Source organism: Kribbella ginsengisoli (genome assembly GCF_039537185.1).
GTDB lineage: Bacteria > Actinomycetota > Actinomycetes > Propionibacteriales > Kribbellaceae > Kribbella > Kribbella koreensis.
The window spans coordinates 78,026-92,422 of sequence record NZ_BAABAA010000005.1 but is presented as its reverse complement, the minus strand read 5'-3'; the positions used below and the strand labels follow the sequence as shown (position 1 = coordinate 92,422).

Below are 14,397 nucleotides of genomic sequence, written 5' to 3'. Positions count from 1 at the left end.
TCCCTCAGTGCATTCCGCCGTCGGCGACCAGTTGCTGGCCGGTGATCAGTCCTGCGTCGGGCCCGGCCAGGAAGGCCGCCACCCCTGCTACGTCGTCGGTCGTGCCCAGCCGGCCGATCGGGACCATCGCGATCAGGCTCTTCTTGTACTCGTCGTTGGCCGGGTCGGTGAAGATGCCCGCGCCGTCGATCGGGCCGGGCACGATGGTGTTCACGGTGATGCCGCGCGGGCCGAGTTCGAGCGCGAGCACCCGGGCCAGGTAGCCGGTCGCCACCTTGCTGGTGCCGTACAGGCCGACACCGACCTGCGGGACGGTGGTGGTGTTCGAGGAGATGGTGATGATCCGGCCGTTGTCCGCGATCCGCCGGGCCGCTTCGCGGAGTACGAAGTACGGGCCCTTCGTGTTGACCCGGAAGAGCAGGTCGAAGTCCTCCTCGGTGACGTCGGTGACGGGGATGTTCACCTTCTCCATCCCGGCGTTGGCGACCACGATGTCGATCTGGCCGAACGCCTCGACCGCCGCGTCGTAGACCTTGGTGATCCCGTCGAGCTGGGACACGTCGGCGGCGACCGTGATCGCCTTGACCCCGAGTGCCTCGGCGGCCGTCTGCACTTCCTTGGCGGCGGCCTCGTCGCGGGAGTAGTTGACGACGACGTTCGCGCCCTGCGAGGCCAGCTTCAGCAGGATCGCCCGTCCGAGACCCTTCGACGAGCCGGTGACGAGCGCCGTTTTTCCCTTCAGCGTCATGCTTTCCTTCTCCCATCAAGTGACTGCTTCGATCGTCCGCCTGGAGGTAGGGCGAAGGGAAACAGAGACTTGTTGGGGAGGGCACAACGCATCGTTGTGGCACGATGGAACGCGTGGACCTGAGCTTGCGCCTGCTGCAGGCGCTGGCGGCCGTTGCCGAAGAGGGCAGCATGACGCGAGCCGCCCGCCAACTCAACCTGACCCAGCAGGCGGTCAGCAGCCAGATCCGTCAGCTCGAGCGGGTCGTCGGGACCGTGCTGGTCGAGCGGTTGTCGACCGGGATCGAGCTGACCGCGGCCGGCCAGATCGTGCTCAAGCAGGGCGAGACGCTGCTGACGTCGGCGCAGGCGATGATGGCCGAGGCGCGCGAGGTCGGCGCCGAGCGGCCGCAGCCGCTGCGGATCGCGTTCAAGGCGCAGAGTACGGCGCACTTCATGCCCGGCGTCGAGGCGGCGATCCGGGCCCAGATGCCGGATCTGGAGGTCCGGCCGCTCGCCGTGCACACGCTGCCGGACGAGCTGGACGCGTTGCTCGAAGGGCGCGCCGACGCTGCTTTCCTCTGGCTGCCGATCGGCGACGACCCACGGTTCACAGTCCATCCGCTGCTCGCCGAGAAGCGCTGGGTCGCACTGCCGCCGGGGCATCCGCTGTCCGGCCGGGACTCCCTGAGGATCGATGATCTGGCCGACGTGCCCGTGGTCGGCCCCCGGGACGGGATGCCGGCGGCGGTCGTCGACTTCTGGTTCATCGATCCGCGGCCGGACGGCAGCCGGGCGTTGTTCGGACCACAGGCCCGTACGCCGGAAGAGTGCCTGCACCTGGTCGCGGCCGGACACGGGTGCTGGATCGCGCCCGCCTCGACGGTCACGTACTTCGCGCATCCGCGACTGGTCTGGCTGCCGCTGGTGGATGCGGAGCCGAACGAGCTGGCACTCGTCTGGCCGCGGCACAGCACGCATCCGTACCTGAATCTGCTTCTGCAGGAGACTCGACGTGCCACTGTCCCGTGCTCCTCGGAGCAACTGGGCTAGAACGCGCCGAGAGGCGGCATCCGCTAGATGCCGCCTCTCGGGGTGTCAGCTTCGGTGTTTCAGTTCGGGGCCGGCGCGCTGTGCTGGAGATTGGCTCCTAGCGCGCCGGCGACCGGGGGTGGATCAGACCATCCGGGCGAGGGTGAGGCGTGCCTTTGCACTGGCCCTCTCCGCGCGACGGGTGGCCCGCTCGGCCTGCTTCTGAGCCTTGGCGAGCTGGGTCGCCAGACGGAAGCGCCGGTTCTGCTCGGCGTCGATCAGGATGGAACGACAATGAGCACGAGCGAGATCTTCTTGAAGTAAATGCATTTCAACTCTCCTGGGTGAAGTCTGGGTCTTCATGACTGGTTGTCTCGATTCGGGTGGATGGAGTCGTCTGTCAGGGACTGATCAGGCTGCGGTGACGGTGTCGCACTTGCGAGGACGGCCGCGGGGCCGCTTGCGAGCGACCACAGCACCCTGGACGAACAGCTGTCCGCCCCACACTCCCCACGGCTCGGCGCGCTCGAGCGCTCCGGCCAGGCACTCGGCCACAAGTGGGCAGGTGTTGCACAGAGACTTTGCGTACTCGACGTCCGCCGGCGATTCGGCGAAGAAGAGTTCTGGCGCGTAGGACCGACAGGGCAGGTCCTGCGACGTCGCAACCTCGGTGAAGGCATCGAGGAAGCTAACGCTCATTCCGGTCACCTCCTAGTGACTGTCTTGCTGTGTTCTCTTGCTGTCTTCGACGGCCACCGGTTGGTGCCGCCAAACTCTTGGGACAAACAAAAGGGCCGCGGGACCCTGGTTAGGGTTCCGCGGCCTTGGAGGTGCCGGCTGACTTGTCGTCAGACCGGTGGACTCCATGCTCGAGAACCCTGACCGCCGTACTTCGCATCGCCCACAGCTCCGCCCTTGATCGGGGTGAAGACATTGGCGAGCACCACAACGGTCTCGACGTGCAGACGCGACGACAGGGCGGCACCCTGGATCTGGGCGCACGGCAGCGCGACGCTGACGCCGTTCGGCTTCATCGTGATGTTGACCATTTCCAAGGCACCTCCTCTCGTTGTGGCGAAGTGAGCGGCAAGCTCATCGCTATGGTTTGAAGTTTTCGGCCAGCCATCGACCGCAGAAAGAACAGTACGCCGACCTCACCGGAGGTCGCAAACTATTTAATCCTGGTTTTCGAAGTTGGCCGGAAGTTGCCGCCTGCCAGGCGGAAACTTGCTGCCCATCCACCGGTCCGGCACGCTCCGGCGCGCTCCCGGCACCCTCCGAGATCGTTGCCTGTGGCCACTAGATGCCACATCCCGACCCGTCGTCTGCCAGCAGCAGAAAACCTGCTCTCCGAGTGTCACCCGGGTTCGGCCAAGCCTGCAACGGCTTTTCCACTTGTTGCAGGGCGTGCTGCCTCAAAGGGCAAGTAGTTGAAGGCTGGAGGAGTCAACGGGTGCAGATGTTGAGTACGGACTCGCCGTACTTCATCACCTTGGTACGGCCGATGCCGGTGATCCGGAGCAGTTCACGCTCGTCCATCGGCCTGGCCTCGGCGATCGCGGTCAAGGTGGCGTCGGTGAAGATGACGAAGGCGGGCACCGACTCCTCGGCCGCCTTGTCGGCCCGCCACTCGAACAGGGCGTCGTACAGGGCCTGATCCATCGTCGACGGGCAGTCCTCGCAGCGGCCGAGCTTGCGGGCGGCCGGCTCGGTCAGCCCGCGGCCGCAGACCCGGCACTTCGGGATCGGCAGGTCCGAGCGCTCGGTGCGCTGAGCGCGGGCTCGGGGTGAGGGCTCTCGCTCGCCAGAGCGCGGAGTACGGACTCCGATCGGGTCCAGGAAGCGGGTCGGGCCGCGGCTGGCGCGGCCGCCGGGTGAGCGGGAGGTCGACCAGCTGATCGCGAGCTGGTCCTTCGCCCGGGTCACCCCGACATAGAACAGCCGCCGCTCCTCCTCGACCTGGGCCGGCGTCTGGGCGTACGTGATCGGCAGCGTGCCCTCATGGGCGCCGACGATGAAGACACAGCCCCACTCGAGGCCCTTCGCCGCGTGCAGCGTGGCCAGCGTGACGCCCTCGGCCAGCGGCGCATGCTGGATCGACGCGCGGCGGTCGAGCTCCGCGACCAGCTCGACGATGCCCGCCTCGGGATGGGCGGCCTTGAAGTCGGAGGCCATCGTGACGAGGGCGGCCAGCGACTCCCAGCGGTCCCGGACGGCTCCGGCTCCCGACGGGGGTTCCGGCTTCCAGCCTGCGCCGCCGAGAATGGCACGGACGGTCTCCACCAGGTCTCCCCCGGCGTCGCCGGCCTTGGCCTGGCCACGGAGCAGTACGGCGGCCTGCCGGATCTCGGCGCGCTCGAAGAACCGCTCGGCGCCCTTGAGCATCGCCGGGAGCTTGCGCTCGGCGAGGGCCTGCTCGAAGTTCTCCGACTGCGCGTTGGTACGGAACAGGATCGCGATGTCGCGCAGCGCGGTACCGGAGTCTTGGAGGCGGCTGACCGCTCGGGCGACCGCGTCGGCCTCGGCGACCTCGTCGGAGTACTCCCGGTAGGTCGGCGCGGGGCCGGGGTCGCGTTGGGAGCGGAGGGTGACGCGGCCGGGGAGTCCGGACGGGCCGGCGGCGTCGAGGACCTTGTTGGCGACGTCGACGATCTGCGGGGTCGAGCGGTAGTCGCGGACGAGCTTGATCACCTGGGCGGTCGGGTGGCGCTGGGCGAAGTGGACCAGGTTGGCCGGGTCGGCGCCTGCCCAGGAGTAGATGGTCTGGGCCGGGTCGCCGACTACACAGACGTCCTCGCGGCCGCCGAGCCACAGGTCGAGCAGGCTCTGCTGCAGCGGGCTGACGTCCTGGTACTCATCCACTACGAACGTGCGGTACTGCCGGCGGATCTCGGCTGCCACGCGCTCGTCTTCGGCGAGGAGGGCGACGGCGCAGAGGAGCACATCCTCGAGGTCGATGCGACCCCGCTCGAGCTTCACGTCCTCGTACGCCGCGAAGACGCGCGCGATCGTGGCCGGGTCGAAGGCCGCCAGAGCGCGGGCGGACTGCGGGGCGAGCTTGGCATAGTCATCTGGGCGGACGTTGCTGACCTTGGCCCACTCGACCTCTCCGGCCAGGTCGCGCAGGGCCGGGGTGTCGACGCGGACGCGGCAGCGGGAGGCCGCCTCGGTCAGCAGCGGGAACTTGCGGTCGATGATCGGGGGCAGCTCGCCGCCGAAGACCTTCGGCCAGAAGTACCTGGCTTGTCTGAGGGCGGCCGAGTGGAAGGTCCGGGCCTGCACGCCGTTGGCGCCGAGCTGAGCGAGCCGGCCGCGCATCTCGCCGGCGGCGCGTTGGGTGAAGGTGACGGCGAGGACGCGGGCCGGGTCGTAGGCGCCGATGCTGACGCCGTACGCGATCCGGTGGGTGATCGCGCGGGTCTTGCCGGTGCCCGCGCCGGCCATCACGACGACCGGGCCGTGCAGGGCGGTCGCGACCTCACGCTGCTCGGGGTCGAGGGCAGCGAGCAGCTCGTCGGCGGACCGGCCGGCGACGGCCTGCGTGATGTTGCTCACGGACTGAGACATGCGGGAACAGCACTCCGACCGACGGGGTTTGGCTACAAGGTAGAGCCACCTTATGCGGGTGCCCGGACAGTTTCGTCCTACCCGCCCCCACGCAGAGACGGAGCAAGCCACGATGGCGGCATTCACGATGTACTCGACCCCCTGGTGCGGTTACTGCCACCGCCTGAAGGGCCAGCTGAAGCGGGCGGGCATCGAGTTCACCGAGGTCGACATCGAGCAGGTCCCGGACGCCGCCAAGATCGTCGAGAAGGTCAACCACGGCAACCAGACCGTCCCCACCATCGTCTTCCCCGACGGCACCGCGATGACCAACCCCTCCATCGCCCAGATCGCCGACAAGCTCGTCGCGTAGGTAGCTACCAGCTGCCGGTTAGTTCTTTGCCGTACCAGCCTTCTATCAGGCGGCGGGAGATGGAGATGTTGCCGGGGAGGGCCATCGAGCCGTTCTCGACGAGGGCTCGGAGGTCGTCGCGGCTGAACCATTTGGCTTCGGCGATCTCGTCCTGGTCGACGTTGATGGCGTAGCCGGTGGCCTTGGCGTAGAAGCCGAGCATGAGGCTGGACGGGAGCGGCCAGGGCTGGCTGCCCGCGTAGTCGATGTCTTCGCCTATTACTACGCCGGTTTCTTCGAAGACCTCTCGGCGGACGGCCGCCTCCAGGGACTCGCCGGGTTCTACGAAGCCGGCGAGGGTGGAGTAGCGGCCCTCCGGCCAGGCCTCGTTACGCCCGAGCAGGGCGCGGTCCTGGTCGTCGGTGACGAGGACGATGATCGCCGGGTCGCTGCGCGGGAAGTGGCTGAGGCCGCAGTTCGGGCAGTGCCGGACATGGCCTGCGTCGACTACCTCGGTATGGGCTCCGCAGTTGGCGCAGTGGGTGTGTACTGCGTGCCAGTTGGCCAGCCCGACCACGTTGACCGCGATCCCGGCCTCCCGGTCGTCCAGTACTCCGCCTACCTCGCGCAGGCCGGCGTACGAATCGTCGGGCTCTCCAGTAACCAGTACTGCGAACACGGCGCGCCCGTCGGCCGTCATACCGGCTCCGGCGACACGGTCGATGCCCAGGAAGATGCGGATGCCGTCGGGGGCCGCAGCGGGCGGTACCAGGCGGAGCGCCGTACGGTCCTCGACTACTGCCAGCTTGTCACCGGCTACCAGAGCCACCTGGGTGTCCTCGGCGGCCCATGCTTTCTCCAGCCACTCCTGGTCGCGCCGTCGGTCGGCAGCTCGGTCCAGCACGGAACGCGACAGTGAGAGGGAACCGGGAACGATCGAATAGGCCACGGCTTCAACGTATCTCGCCCGGCGATCATGAGAGCATCCCGGCATGAGTATTCACATCGCTGCCGAGAAGGGACAGATCGCACCGCGTGTGCTGTTCCCCGGGGATCCACTGAGAGCCAAGTGGATCGCCGAGACCTACCTGTCCGACGTCACCTGCTACACCGAGATCCGGAACATGTTCGGGTTCACCGGCACCTACAAGGGTGAGCGCATCTCCGTGCAGGGCTCCGGCATGGGTCAGGCGTCGGCCTCGATCTACGCGAACGAGCTGTTCGCCGAGTACGACGTACAGACCCTGATCCGGGTCGGCACCTGTGGCGCGCTGACCGAGGCCGTCCGGGTCCGCGACGTGATCGTGGCGATGTCCGCGAGCACCGACTCGCAGATGAACCGGCTGCGCTTCCACGGCATCGACTACGCACCGACTGCTGACTACAAGCTGCTGCGCGCGGCGGTGGACGCGGCCGAGGCGGCCGGGCTGAACGTGCATGTCGGCCAGGTGTTCTCCGGCGACCTGTTCTACAACGACCGGCCCGACCTGGTGTCGCGCACGGCCGAGTACGGCGTACTGGGGATCGAGATGGAGGCGGCGGCGCTCTACACGCTGGCCGCCAAGTTCGGTCGCCGGGCGCTCGGCATCATGACGGTGTCGGACCACCTGATCACCAAGGAGGAGACGTCGGCCGAGGAGCGGCAGACGACCTTCTCCGAGATGATCACGATCGCCCTCGATGCTGCGATCGAGGTGCCGGTCTGAAGCGGGTCGCCGTCGCACTGGTGAGTGCTGCACTGCTCATCGGTACTACGGCCTGCTCCGGATCAGATGACAAGAAGTCCTCCGACGCTCCTACGCCCTCGGACACGACCGCAGGCTCGGAGACGGGCCAGCAGCCGGCGTCTGAGACCAGTGCCAAGTCGGACGACCCGGTACTGCCGGACCTCGCCGCTGCTCAGGTGGTCGCGGGGCTGGCCAAGGGTGGGTACAAGTGCGGGGCTGACGGGACGTACGCGATCTGTACTTCCGGCACGGTGTCGGTCTGGGTGCTGACCGGGAGCCACAAGCGGCCGCCGGTCGTGTCGCTGCACGCGAACGGCGCGAAGATCGCCGACGTCCGGGCGGAGATCGGCAAGCAGCTGCCGAAGGTGCTGGAGATCGCGCACATCAACCCGCGGACGCCGATCACGGACTGGTTCGGCGCGCTGGGCACGGTCGAGCGCGCGACGAAGGTCGGCGACTGGCGGGTCGACTGGTCCACCGAAACCGTCGACACCGAAGACCCAGGCGCCCACCTGACGCTCGTCGACAGCACCTGCAAGGTGAACTGCCAAGCAGAGTAAGAACACCGTCGCCGCGCGCCCTCCGGGCACGCGGCGACGGGAAGTACGGAAAGCGGAGTGCACCCGGTGACGGGGGTCCGGTGGGGGCCGGGGTCCGTGGCCGGGGACCGGGGTTCGGTGGCCGGGGTCCGGGGTCCGGGGTCCCGGGTCCAGGTGGCCGGGGGCCGGGGGGTGGTTAGGAGCTGCCTGCGGCGCCGGCTGAGCTGGCTACGACTATGGCGGCGGTTACTGCTGCCTGCATTTCCTGGACTGCTTTGCGGACGGCGGTGGCGGCCCATTCGGATTCCGCGATTTCCTTGGCTCGCTTCTTGAGGGCCTTCTTGTCCACGGCGTCGGTGACGACCTTCGGGACGACGTTGAGGGCGCTCAGGAGGGCGATCAGGGCGGCGGTGCGCTCAGTGGGCTGGGTGCCCAGCTTCAGGACGTTCTCCAGGGCGGCGCGGACCTCTGCCTCGTGGCGTGCGTCCTTGGCCGGCCAGCGGGTGACCGGGAACAGGCCCAGCACCTTGCCCTTGTCCGCCTCGAGCACACCCCGCTCAGCCAGCCTGGTGAGCACCTGCTGGCGCAGCTTGTTCGACAGCTTCTTCATCAGGTCCTTGGGCCGGGCGCCCGGCTTGCCCGCCAGGAACGCGAGCCGCTCGTCCAGTAGCGCGTCCCCGGTCGGCGTGGTGTCCAATACCTTCAACCGCCCCGCCTTGACCGTGTCACCCGCCTCGGCGATGTCCACCTTGCCCAGCAGCGTCAACTCGATCAGCACGGCTCCGCCGAGCGCATAGTCGAGCCCGGGCGACCCAGTGACGGGTTTCCCGCTCTCGTCGTCGTACAAGAGCAGCGCGAGGTCCTCTGCGATCAACATGCTTCCAACGTAGGACGCCTCTATCCATTGCGACATCCACCGCGCGGACTACCTGCGGCATCCACCCTCAGTAGTGGTGACCGCTGAGCAGCACCCGGGCTCTCCGACGGGGTATCGCCCCTCTGGGATACGGGTCACTTTCGGTGGACGGCGAAGCAGTTAGTAAGGTTAGCCTTAGCTAATCAACCGCCCGCTGATGTAGCACCTGGAGTCTTCCGTGCCCACCTTCCGCCGATTCGCCGCTGGGATCGGGACGCTCAGCCTGAGGCCGTTCGATCTCGACCAAGACGTGCCGACGCTGCACAGCTGGGTAACCCAGCCCTATGCGCAGTATTGGGGGCTGCTGACGGCCACCATCGACGACGTGCGTACGGAGTACGAGCGAATCGAACGCACCGGCTACCACCAGGCGTTCCTGGGCACGCACGATGGACGGCCGGCGTTCCTGATGGAGCGGTACCAGCCTGAGCACGACCCGGTCGGCGGTGTGTACCAACCGGCAGTGGGCGATATCGGCATGCACGTCCTGGTCGCGCCGCCCGAGCGGCGCGTGCCCGGCTTCACCGGCGCGGTGTTCGAGACGATCCTCGACTACCTGTTCAGCGATCCGCTGGTCGATCGCGTCGTGGTCGAGCCCGACGTCCGCAACACCAAGATCCAGGAACTCAACCAGCGCATGGGTTTCCGCAAGCACAGCATCGTGACGCTGCCCGACAAGCAGGCCTGGCTGAGCTTCTGCACCCGCGAGCAGTACGCCGATGCGACCCGGATGAACGAGGCAGGCTGACCCATGACCACCACACACCTCCAGCCGGACACCTGGGCCGTCGCGAACCGCGCACTGGTCCGCAAGGCGCTCGCCGAGTTCACCCACGAGCGGCTCTTCGAACCCGTCACCTCGGGCGAGGGCTACACGGTCGCCAACGACACGAGCTCGTACTACTTCAAGGCTGACCGCTATCCCTTGAATCATTGGGAGGTCGACGCGGCGAGCATCACCCGCACGCGCGCCGGCGTCGACGCGCCGGTCGACGCCCTGGACTTCATCACCGAGTTCCACGAACAGTTGGGGATCGGCGCCGAGATGTTGCCGGTCTACCTCGAGGAGATCAGCAGTACGCTCGCCAGTTCGGCGTACAAGCTGACGAAGGACGACCTGACCGCGGCCGAGTTGGTCACCGCCGACTTCCAGGCGATCGAGTCGGCGATGACCGAGGGACACCCTTGTTTCGTGGCGAACAACGGGCGGCTCGGGTTCGGCGTCGAGGACTACCGTGCGTTCGCACCCGAGACCGGCTCGGCGGTTCGGCTGGTCTGGATCGCGGTACGCCGGGATCGCGCGACGGTCTCGCACAGCAAGACGATCACGTACGACGCCATGCTGCGCGACGAGCTCGGAACGCCTGTGCTGCAACGGTTCAGCGAACGCATCCGGGCGGTCGGCGGCGACCCGGCCGACTATCACCTGATGCCCATGCATCCGTGGCAGTGGGAGAACAAGACCACGATCACGTTCGCCGCGGACATTGCTCAGCGGCACATTGTCTTTCTCGGCACCAGCGATGACGAGTACCAACCGCAGCAGTCGATCCGCACCTTCTTCAATCGGACCCGGCCATCGCGGAACTACGTGAAGACGGCATTGTCGGTGCTCAACATGGGCTTCATGCGCGGGCTCTCCCCGGCGTACATGGCGAAGACGCCGGCGATCAACGACTGGGTGCACGACCTGGTCGAGAACGACGCGATCCTCAAGCGCTACGGGTTTTCCGTGCTGCGCGAGATCGCCGCGATCGGCTACCACAACCGGTACTACGAAGCGGCGACGAGCCCTGGTTCGGCGTACCGGAAGATGCTGTCCGCGTTGTGGCGCGAGAGCCCGGTGCCGACTTTGGGTGAAGGCGAGCGGCTCGCGACGATGGCTTCGCTGCTGCATGTCGATCGGCAGGGATCGTCACTGGCAGGGGCGTTGATCAAGTCGTCCGGATTGGATGCTCGCGAATGGCTGCGCTCTTATCTCGATGCGTATCTGGTGCCGTTGCTGCATTGCTTCTACGCGTACGAGCTCGTCTTCATGCCGCATGGCGAGAACCTGATCCTGGTACTGCGCGATGGCGTGCCGGTTCGCGTGCTGATGAAGGACATCGCGGAGGAGATCGCGGTGTTGAGCACGGCGACCGCATTGCCTGCCGAGATCGAGCGGGTGCGCGTCACCAATGTGCCTGACGACGAGAAGTTGTTGAGCATCTTCACCGATGTGTTCGACTGCATCTTCCGGTTCCTGTCGCCATTGCTTGCCGGAGAAGGGCTGTTGTCGCCGACGGAGTTCTGGGCGGTCGTCGCGTCGTCGGTGCGCGATTATCAGGAGGCGACGCCGGAGTTGGCGGCGGCGTTTGCGAAGTACGACCTGTTCAGTCCTGAATTCGCCTTGTCCTGCTTGAACCGGCTGCAGTTGAAGAACAACCAGAGCATGGTCGATCTGGCGGACATGGCCGGCTCGCTGCAGTTCGTCGGAACGTTGCGGAATCCGCTGGCAGAGGTCTAGAGCAGCTGGGCGATGAGGGCGTCGCCCAGCCAGGCCTCGTACTCGTCGAGCGACCAGCCGCGCTCGATGACGAGGGTCCGGTAGGCCTCAGGGACCGTGCAGGCGAGCAGGATGTCCAGCGCGCGCTCCGCGGTCACCTTCAACTCGCCCTCGAAAGCAGCCAGGTACTTCGTGAGCTCGTGCTCCCTGGCCGCCCACACCCGGCGCATCTCCTCGGCCATCGCCGGATCGGCGCGCGCGGCCTCCTGGTAGATGACGATCACGTCGTACCCGGCCTCGAACTGGCGCCGATGCCAATGCGCGGTCTGGCGGAGGCGGTCGATCGGGTCGTCGGCGGTGAGCGCGTCGTCCGACAGCCTGCGTGTCTCGGCGTCGCGCATCCAGGTCTTGGAGATCTCGCCCAGGATGGCGGCCTTGTTGCCGAACGCGGAGTAGATCGTCTGCGCCGGGATCTCGGCGGCGGCCGAGATCGCCGCGATCGTGGTGGCGACATAGCCCTGCTCGGCGAACAGCCGCCGCGCGGCCGCCGCGACCTGCGCCTTGGTCGCCAGCGCCTGCCGCTCGCGATGCCCCGGAATGCCCTTGACAGCCACGGTGGGAATCTAGCACTCTCCTCATCATAGTCCTACTATGACGAAGAGAGTTGAGATCTGATGAATACACGTCGCCAGAGTCCGGCCCGCGCGCCGGAGTACGAGTTGTACGTCGATCCCGCCTGTCCGTGGAGCTGGCTGGCCGCGCGCTGGCTCCTCGGGGTCGCCGCCGAGCGGGAGCTGCCGCTGCGGTTGCGGTCGCTCAGCCTCTGGTTGCGGTCCGGTGACGAGCAGGCGGTCGGGATGCCGCCGATGTTCCGCGAACTGGCCGTTGCCACGAGCAAGCAGTCGCTGCGGTTGCTACGGGTCTTCGAGGCGCTGCGGGCGCAGGGGCGGGCTAGTGAGATCGAGCCGCTGTACCTGGCTTGGGGTGATCGCGTCTTCCAGCCGGGGCCGCCGACTCCGCCGTCGCCGACCTTGGTGGAGGAATTGCTGGTGGCCGCCGGACTGGAGGGGTTCCTGACGGCTGCTGACGACGTGTACTGGGATGCCGCGATCGAGGCGTCGACGGCGAAGCTTGCCGCGCTTGCCGGACCAGAACCGCTCGTACCGACGCTGGTCGGCGACGCTCCCGCACAGCCGCTCGCTTGCTACGCCCCGCGCCGCGTCATCTTCACCGGCGCCATCGTCTCCGCACCGCTCTCAGCTGCAGCCGGCCTGGAGCTGTGGGACGCAGTCAGCACCGCGTCGAAGGAGCCGGCCTTCGTGGCCATCACCACCGACAACCGCCCGATGCCCGCCTTCACCTAGCCGAGGAGTTGGGGCAGATGCTGTGGATAACTTTCGCGGGGTACGTGCCGTTTCCGCGATGCTGGTCAGGTGAGCGATCGAACCGCGAGACTCGAAGCAGCTGGCCTTACCTTCGCCGTGCCCGCCGGCCTCCCCGGTAGCTCGGTCCGGCCACCGGATGCGCGGCGGTACGAGGTGATCGACGGCCGGCTGGTGGTGACCGGCGTGCAACCGCCGGCACACCAAGCGGCCGTGGTCGCGCTGATGGTCGCCCTCAAACACGCCTGCCCACCAGACCTGCTCGTCTCCGTCGGCTCCCTCGACTTCCGCCCCACCCGCCGCCTCTCCCTCCGCCCCGACATCCTGGTCACCCCGCGCGCCGACGCCGGCCCTCAATACGTCCAAAACGCACTCCTGGCAGTCGAAGTCCTCTCCCCCACCACCAGAACCACCGACGTGGTAACCAAACGCGCCCTCTACGCGGAACACGGCGTACCGGCGTACTGGCTCCTGGACCCCGCCGCCCAGGAGCTCACGGTCCTGCACCTGAACCAAGACCACTACACCTGCGAAGCCGTAATCCAAGGCGAAGAAAACTTCCACACCACAACCCCCTTCCCCATCAGCCTCACCCCCTCGGCACTCATGGGGTGAGCGGGCAGATGCGGGGCAGATCGAGGGCAGTTGCGGGCAGATCCACCGAACCAGCCGAACGGCCTGCCGACAAGCACCATGCTGGTCAGGTGACACCGAAGGAGGCACCATGGAACTCGTGCAGCACATCGAGCCCAACAACTTCACCTTGGCCGATCTCGACGCTCTCCCTGACGACGGCAGCCAGTACGAACTCGTCGACGGGATTTTTCTGGTGACTCCGTCCCCCACTCTGCTGCATCAAGTGGCAGTGGCTGCGCTCAACTATGCACTGCAGCAGAACTGCCCGGCGAGATACCGCGTCATCACGGCGCCGATGGACTATCAGCCAACGGCCGGGCGTTCCCTGCAGCCCGATGTGCTCGTCGCGACGCGCGACGATCCGGGACCGGACGCGCTTCGCCTTCCGTTACTGCTGGCGGTAGAAGTGCTCTCCCCCGCGACCCGCTCCAAAGATCTGGTCCTCAAGCGGAACCTCTACGAAGAGGCAGGTGTCGCAGCCTACTGGATCTTCGATCCTGAGGCCGAGATCCTGACCGTTCTCGAGTTGGAGGACGGCCGGTATGTGGAGCGGGCCGTGGTGAAGGCCGAGGAGGCGTTCGAGGCTGAGGTGCCCTTCTCAGTTCGAGTGGTTCCGGCGGAGCTTGTTGGATAGGGCCCGCCAACTTGGCGACGGGCCCCAGCACGTTGTCAGTTGCAGGTGGTGTTGAGGCTGAAGCTTTCCATTTCGTTGTCGAAGGTGAGGGCGCCGATGGACTGGTTGGGGGCTACGCAGCCGAAGAAGCCGGTGGCGTCGTCGTTGGCGTACATCCGGACCCAGTAGCCGGTGCGGTTGTTCACGCTGCTGATCTCGTTGTCGCCTTCCCACCAGTCGATGTCGATGAAGCCGGGCTGGCCGACCACGTCGACGTACTTCGTGCCGTTGAAGCCCGGGTCCTCCCACATGCAGACGAAGTTGGCGCCGCAGGTACCTGACGTGGTGGTCGCCTGGGCCGGGCCGGTCGCGGCGGCGGTCAGCGCGGTCGCGGTCAGGACGGTACCGAGGGCAAGTTTCAGGAACGCTCGCACGAAATGACT

Annotated in this window: 18 protein-coding genes; 9 read left to right on the top strand and 9 right to left on the bottom strand. The window is 67.1% G+C overall.

Translation table 11 applies throughout. The annotated features are described in order from the left end of the window. Positions 1 to 4: 4 nt before the first annotated feature. A complete protein-coding gene (locus ABD768_RS19185; protein WP_343982997.1) occupies positions 5 to 748 on the bottom strand; it encodes an SDR family oxidoreductase in 744 nt (247 codons plus the stop codon). Between the two features lie 113 nt (positions 749 to 861). Here ABD768_RS19185 and ABD768_RS19180 point away from each other — a divergent pair, with 113 nt between their 5' ends. Then, entirely contained in the window at positions 862 to 1,779 is a 918-nt protein-coding gene (locus ABD768_RS19180) for a LysR family transcriptional regulator (RefSeq protein WP_344842373.1), read from the top strand. Positions 1,780 to 1,902: 123 nt separating this feature from the next. On the opposite strand, the gene ABD768_RS19175 is transcribed toward ABD768_RS19180, so the two are convergent. The 4 genes from ABD768_RS19175 to ABD768_RS19160 form a co-directional block, all read right to left on the bottom strand. Then, entirely contained in the window at positions 1,903 to 2,121 is a 219-nt protein-coding gene (locus ABD768_RS19175) for a hypothetical protein (protein WP_328327714.1), read from the bottom strand. A gap of 48 nt (positions 2,122 to 2,169) precedes the next feature. Continuing rightward, on the bottom strand, positions 2,170 to 2,457 hold the full coding sequence (locus ABD768_RS19170; protein ID WP_343982990.1) for a WhiB family transcriptional regulator: 288 nt from the start codon (positions 2,455 to 2,457) through the stop codon (positions 2,170 to 2,172). 149 nt (positions 2,458 to 2,606) lie between these two features. After that, entirely contained in the window at positions 2,607 to 2,807 is a 201-nt protein-coding gene (locus tag ABD768_RS19165) for a hypothetical protein (RefSeq protein WP_343982988.1), read from the bottom strand. Positions 2,808 to 3,204: 397 nt separating this feature from the next. Further along, complete coding sequence (locus tag ABD768_RS19160) at positions 3,205 to 5,325, bottom strand: ATP-dependent DNA helicase UvrD2 (RefSeq protein WP_343982985.1); 2,121 nt, start codon at positions 5,323 to 5,325, stop codon at positions 3,205 to 3,207. A 112-nt stretch (positions 5,326 to 5,437) separates the two neighbouring features. On the opposite strand from ABD768_RS19160, the gene ABD768_RS19155 reads away from it, so the two are divergent. Continuing rightward, the gene (locus ABD768_RS19155; protein ID WP_328327721.1) at positions 5,438 to 5,677 is read left to right on the top strand and encodes a mycoredoxin; all 240 of its coding nucleotides are present in this window, start codon (positions 5,438 to 5,440) and stop codon (positions 5,675 to 5,677) included. Positions 5,678 to 5,681: 4 nt separating this feature from the next. On the opposite strand, the gene nudC is transcribed toward ABD768_RS19155, so the two are convergent. Then, positions 5,682 to 6,605 carry an NAD(+) diphosphatase gene (gene nudC / locus ABD768_RS19150; RefSeq protein ID WP_344842367.1) on the bottom strand — a complete coding sequence of 308 codons (924 nt, stop codon included), beginning with the start codon at positions 6,603 to 6,605 and terminating at the stop codon, positions 5,682 to 5,684. A gap of 43 nt (positions 6,606 to 6,648) precedes the next feature. On the opposite strand from nudC, the gene deoD reads away from it, so the two are divergent. Both deoD and ABD768_RS19140 read left to right on the top strand, forming a co-directional pair. Beyond that, positions 6,649 to 7,362: a purine-nucleoside phosphorylase gene (deoD, locus tag ABD768_RS19145; RefSeq protein WP_343982980.1), complete on the top strand. Its 714-nt coding sequence runs from the start codon at positions 6,649 to 6,651 to the stop codon at positions 7,360 to 7,362. A 20-nt stretch (positions 7,363 to 7,382) separates the two neighbouring features. Then, on the top strand, positions 7,383 to 7,943 hold the full coding sequence (locus ABD768_RS19140; protein ID WP_344842364.1) for a hypothetical protein: 561 nt from the start codon (positions 7,383 to 7,385) through the stop codon (positions 7,941 to 7,943). 175 nt (positions 7,944 to 8,118) lie between these two features. Here ABD768_RS19140 and ABD768_RS19135 read toward each other — a convergent pair whose 3' ends face one another. Continuing rightward, positions 8,119 to 8,799, bottom strand: a complete 681-nt coding sequence (locus ABD768_RS19135) for a GOLPH3/VPS74 family protein (RefSeq protein ID WP_344842361.1) — start codon at positions 8,797 to 8,799, stop codon at positions 8,119 to 8,121. Positions 8,800 to 9,016: 217 nt separating this feature from the next. Here ABD768_RS19135 and ABD768_RS19130 point away from each other — a divergent pair, with 217 nt between their 5' ends. Together ABD768_RS19130 and ABD768_RS19125 are read left to right on the top strand one after the other, a co-directional pair. Continuing rightward, a complete protein-coding gene (locus ABD768_RS19130) occupies positions 9,017 to 9,586 on the top strand; it encodes a GNAT family N-acetyltransferase (RefSeq protein ID WP_344842357.1) in 570 nt (189 codons plus the stop codon). Between the two features lie 3 nt (positions 9,587 to 9,589). Next, the gene (locus ABD768_RS19125; protein WP_344842353.1) at positions 9,590 to 11,344 is read left to right on the top strand and encodes an IucA/IucC family protein; all 1,755 of its coding nucleotides are present in this window, start codon (positions 9,590 to 9,592) and stop codon (positions 11,342 to 11,344) included. On the opposite strand, the gene ABD768_RS19120 is transcribed toward ABD768_RS19125, so the two are convergent. Then, positions 11,341 to 11,937, bottom strand: coding sequence for a TetR/AcrR family transcriptional regulator (locus ABD768_RS19120; protein ID WP_344842350.1), 597 nt, complete (start codon positions 11,935 to 11,937; stop codon positions 11,341 to 11,343). The genes ABD768_RS19125 and ABD768_RS19120 overlap by 4 nt on opposite strands. Positions 11,938 to 11,997: 60 nt before the next feature. Here ABD768_RS19120 and ABD768_RS19115 point away from each other — a divergent pair, with 60 nt between their 5' ends. From ABD768_RS19115 to ABD768_RS19105, 3 genes are all read left to right on the top strand, one after another. Beyond that, positions 11,998 to 12,687: a mycothiol-dependent nitroreductase Rv2466c family protein gene (locus tag ABD768_RS19115; RefSeq protein ID WP_344842347.1), complete on the top strand. Its 690-nt coding sequence runs from the start codon at positions 11,998 to 12,000 to the stop codon at positions 12,685 to 12,687. A 69-nt stretch (positions 12,688 to 12,756) separates the two neighbouring features. Continuing rightward, positions 12,757 to 13,320 (top strand): Uma2 family endonuclease, encoded by a 564-nt coding sequence (locus ABD768_RS19110; protein WP_343982958.1) that lies wholly within the window; start codon positions 12,757 to 12,759, stop codon positions 13,318 to 13,320. Positions 13,321 to 13,429: 109 nt separating this feature from the next. Then, positions 13,430 to 13,975, top strand: a complete 546-nt coding sequence (locus ABD768_RS19105; RefSeq protein WP_343982953.1) for a Uma2 family endonuclease — start codon at positions 13,430 to 13,432, stop codon at positions 13,973 to 13,975. A 35-nt stretch (positions 13,976 to 14,010) separates the two neighbouring features. Here ABD768_RS19105 and ABD768_RS19100 read toward each other — a convergent pair whose 3' ends face one another. Continuing rightward, positions 14,011 to 14,388: a peptidase inhibitor family I36 protein gene (locus ABD768_RS19100; protein ID WP_344842343.1), complete on the bottom strand. Its 378-nt coding sequence runs from the start codon at positions 14,386 to 14,388 to the stop codon at positions 14,011 to 14,013. Positions 14,389 to 14,397: the final 9 nt, after the last annotated feature.

Coding starts and splice junctions, on each gene's coding strand:
- ABD768_RS19185 (WP_343982997.1), bottom strand. CDS start 748: ATGACGCTGAAGGGAAAAACGGCGCTCGTCACCGGCTCGTCGAAGGGT.
- ABD768_RS19175 (WP_328327714.1), bottom strand. CDS start 2,121: ATGAAGACCCAGACTTCACCCAGGAGAGTTGAAATGCATTTACTTCAA.
- ABD768_RS19170 (WP_343982990.1), bottom strand. CDS start 2,457: ATGAGCGTTAGCTTCCTCGATGCCTTCACCGAGGTTGCGACGTCGCAG.
- ABD768_RS19165 (WP_343982988.1), bottom strand. CDS start 2,807: ATGGTCAACATCACGATGAAGCCGAACGGCGTCAGCGTCGCGCTGCCG.
- ABD768_RS19160 (WP_343982985.1), bottom strand. CDS start 5,325: ATGTCTCAGTCCGTGAGCAACATCACGCAGGCCGTCGCCGGCCGGTCC.
- ABD768_RS19155 (WP_328327721.1), top strand. CDS start 5,438: ATGGCGGCATTCACGATGTACTCGACCCCCTGGTGCGGTTACTGCCAC.
- deoD (WP_343982980.1), top strand. CDS start 6,649: ATGAGTATTCACATCGCTGCCGAGAAGGGACAGATCGCACCGCGTGTG.
- ABD768_RS19135 (WP_344842361.1), bottom strand. CDS start 8,799: ATGTTGATCGCAGAGGACCTCGCGCTGCTCTTGTACGACGACGAGAGC.
- ABD768_RS19125 (WP_344842353.1), top strand. CDS start 9,590: ATGACCACCACACACCTCCAGCCGGACACCTGGGCCGTCGCGAACCGC.
- ABD768_RS19115 (WP_344842347.1), top strand. CDS start 11,998: ATGAATACACGTCGCCAGAGTCCGGCCCGCGCGCCGGAGTACGAGTTG.
- ABD768_RS19105 (WP_343982953.1), top strand. CDS start 13,430: ATGGAACTCGTGCAGCACATCGAGCCCAACAACTTCACCTTGGCCGAT.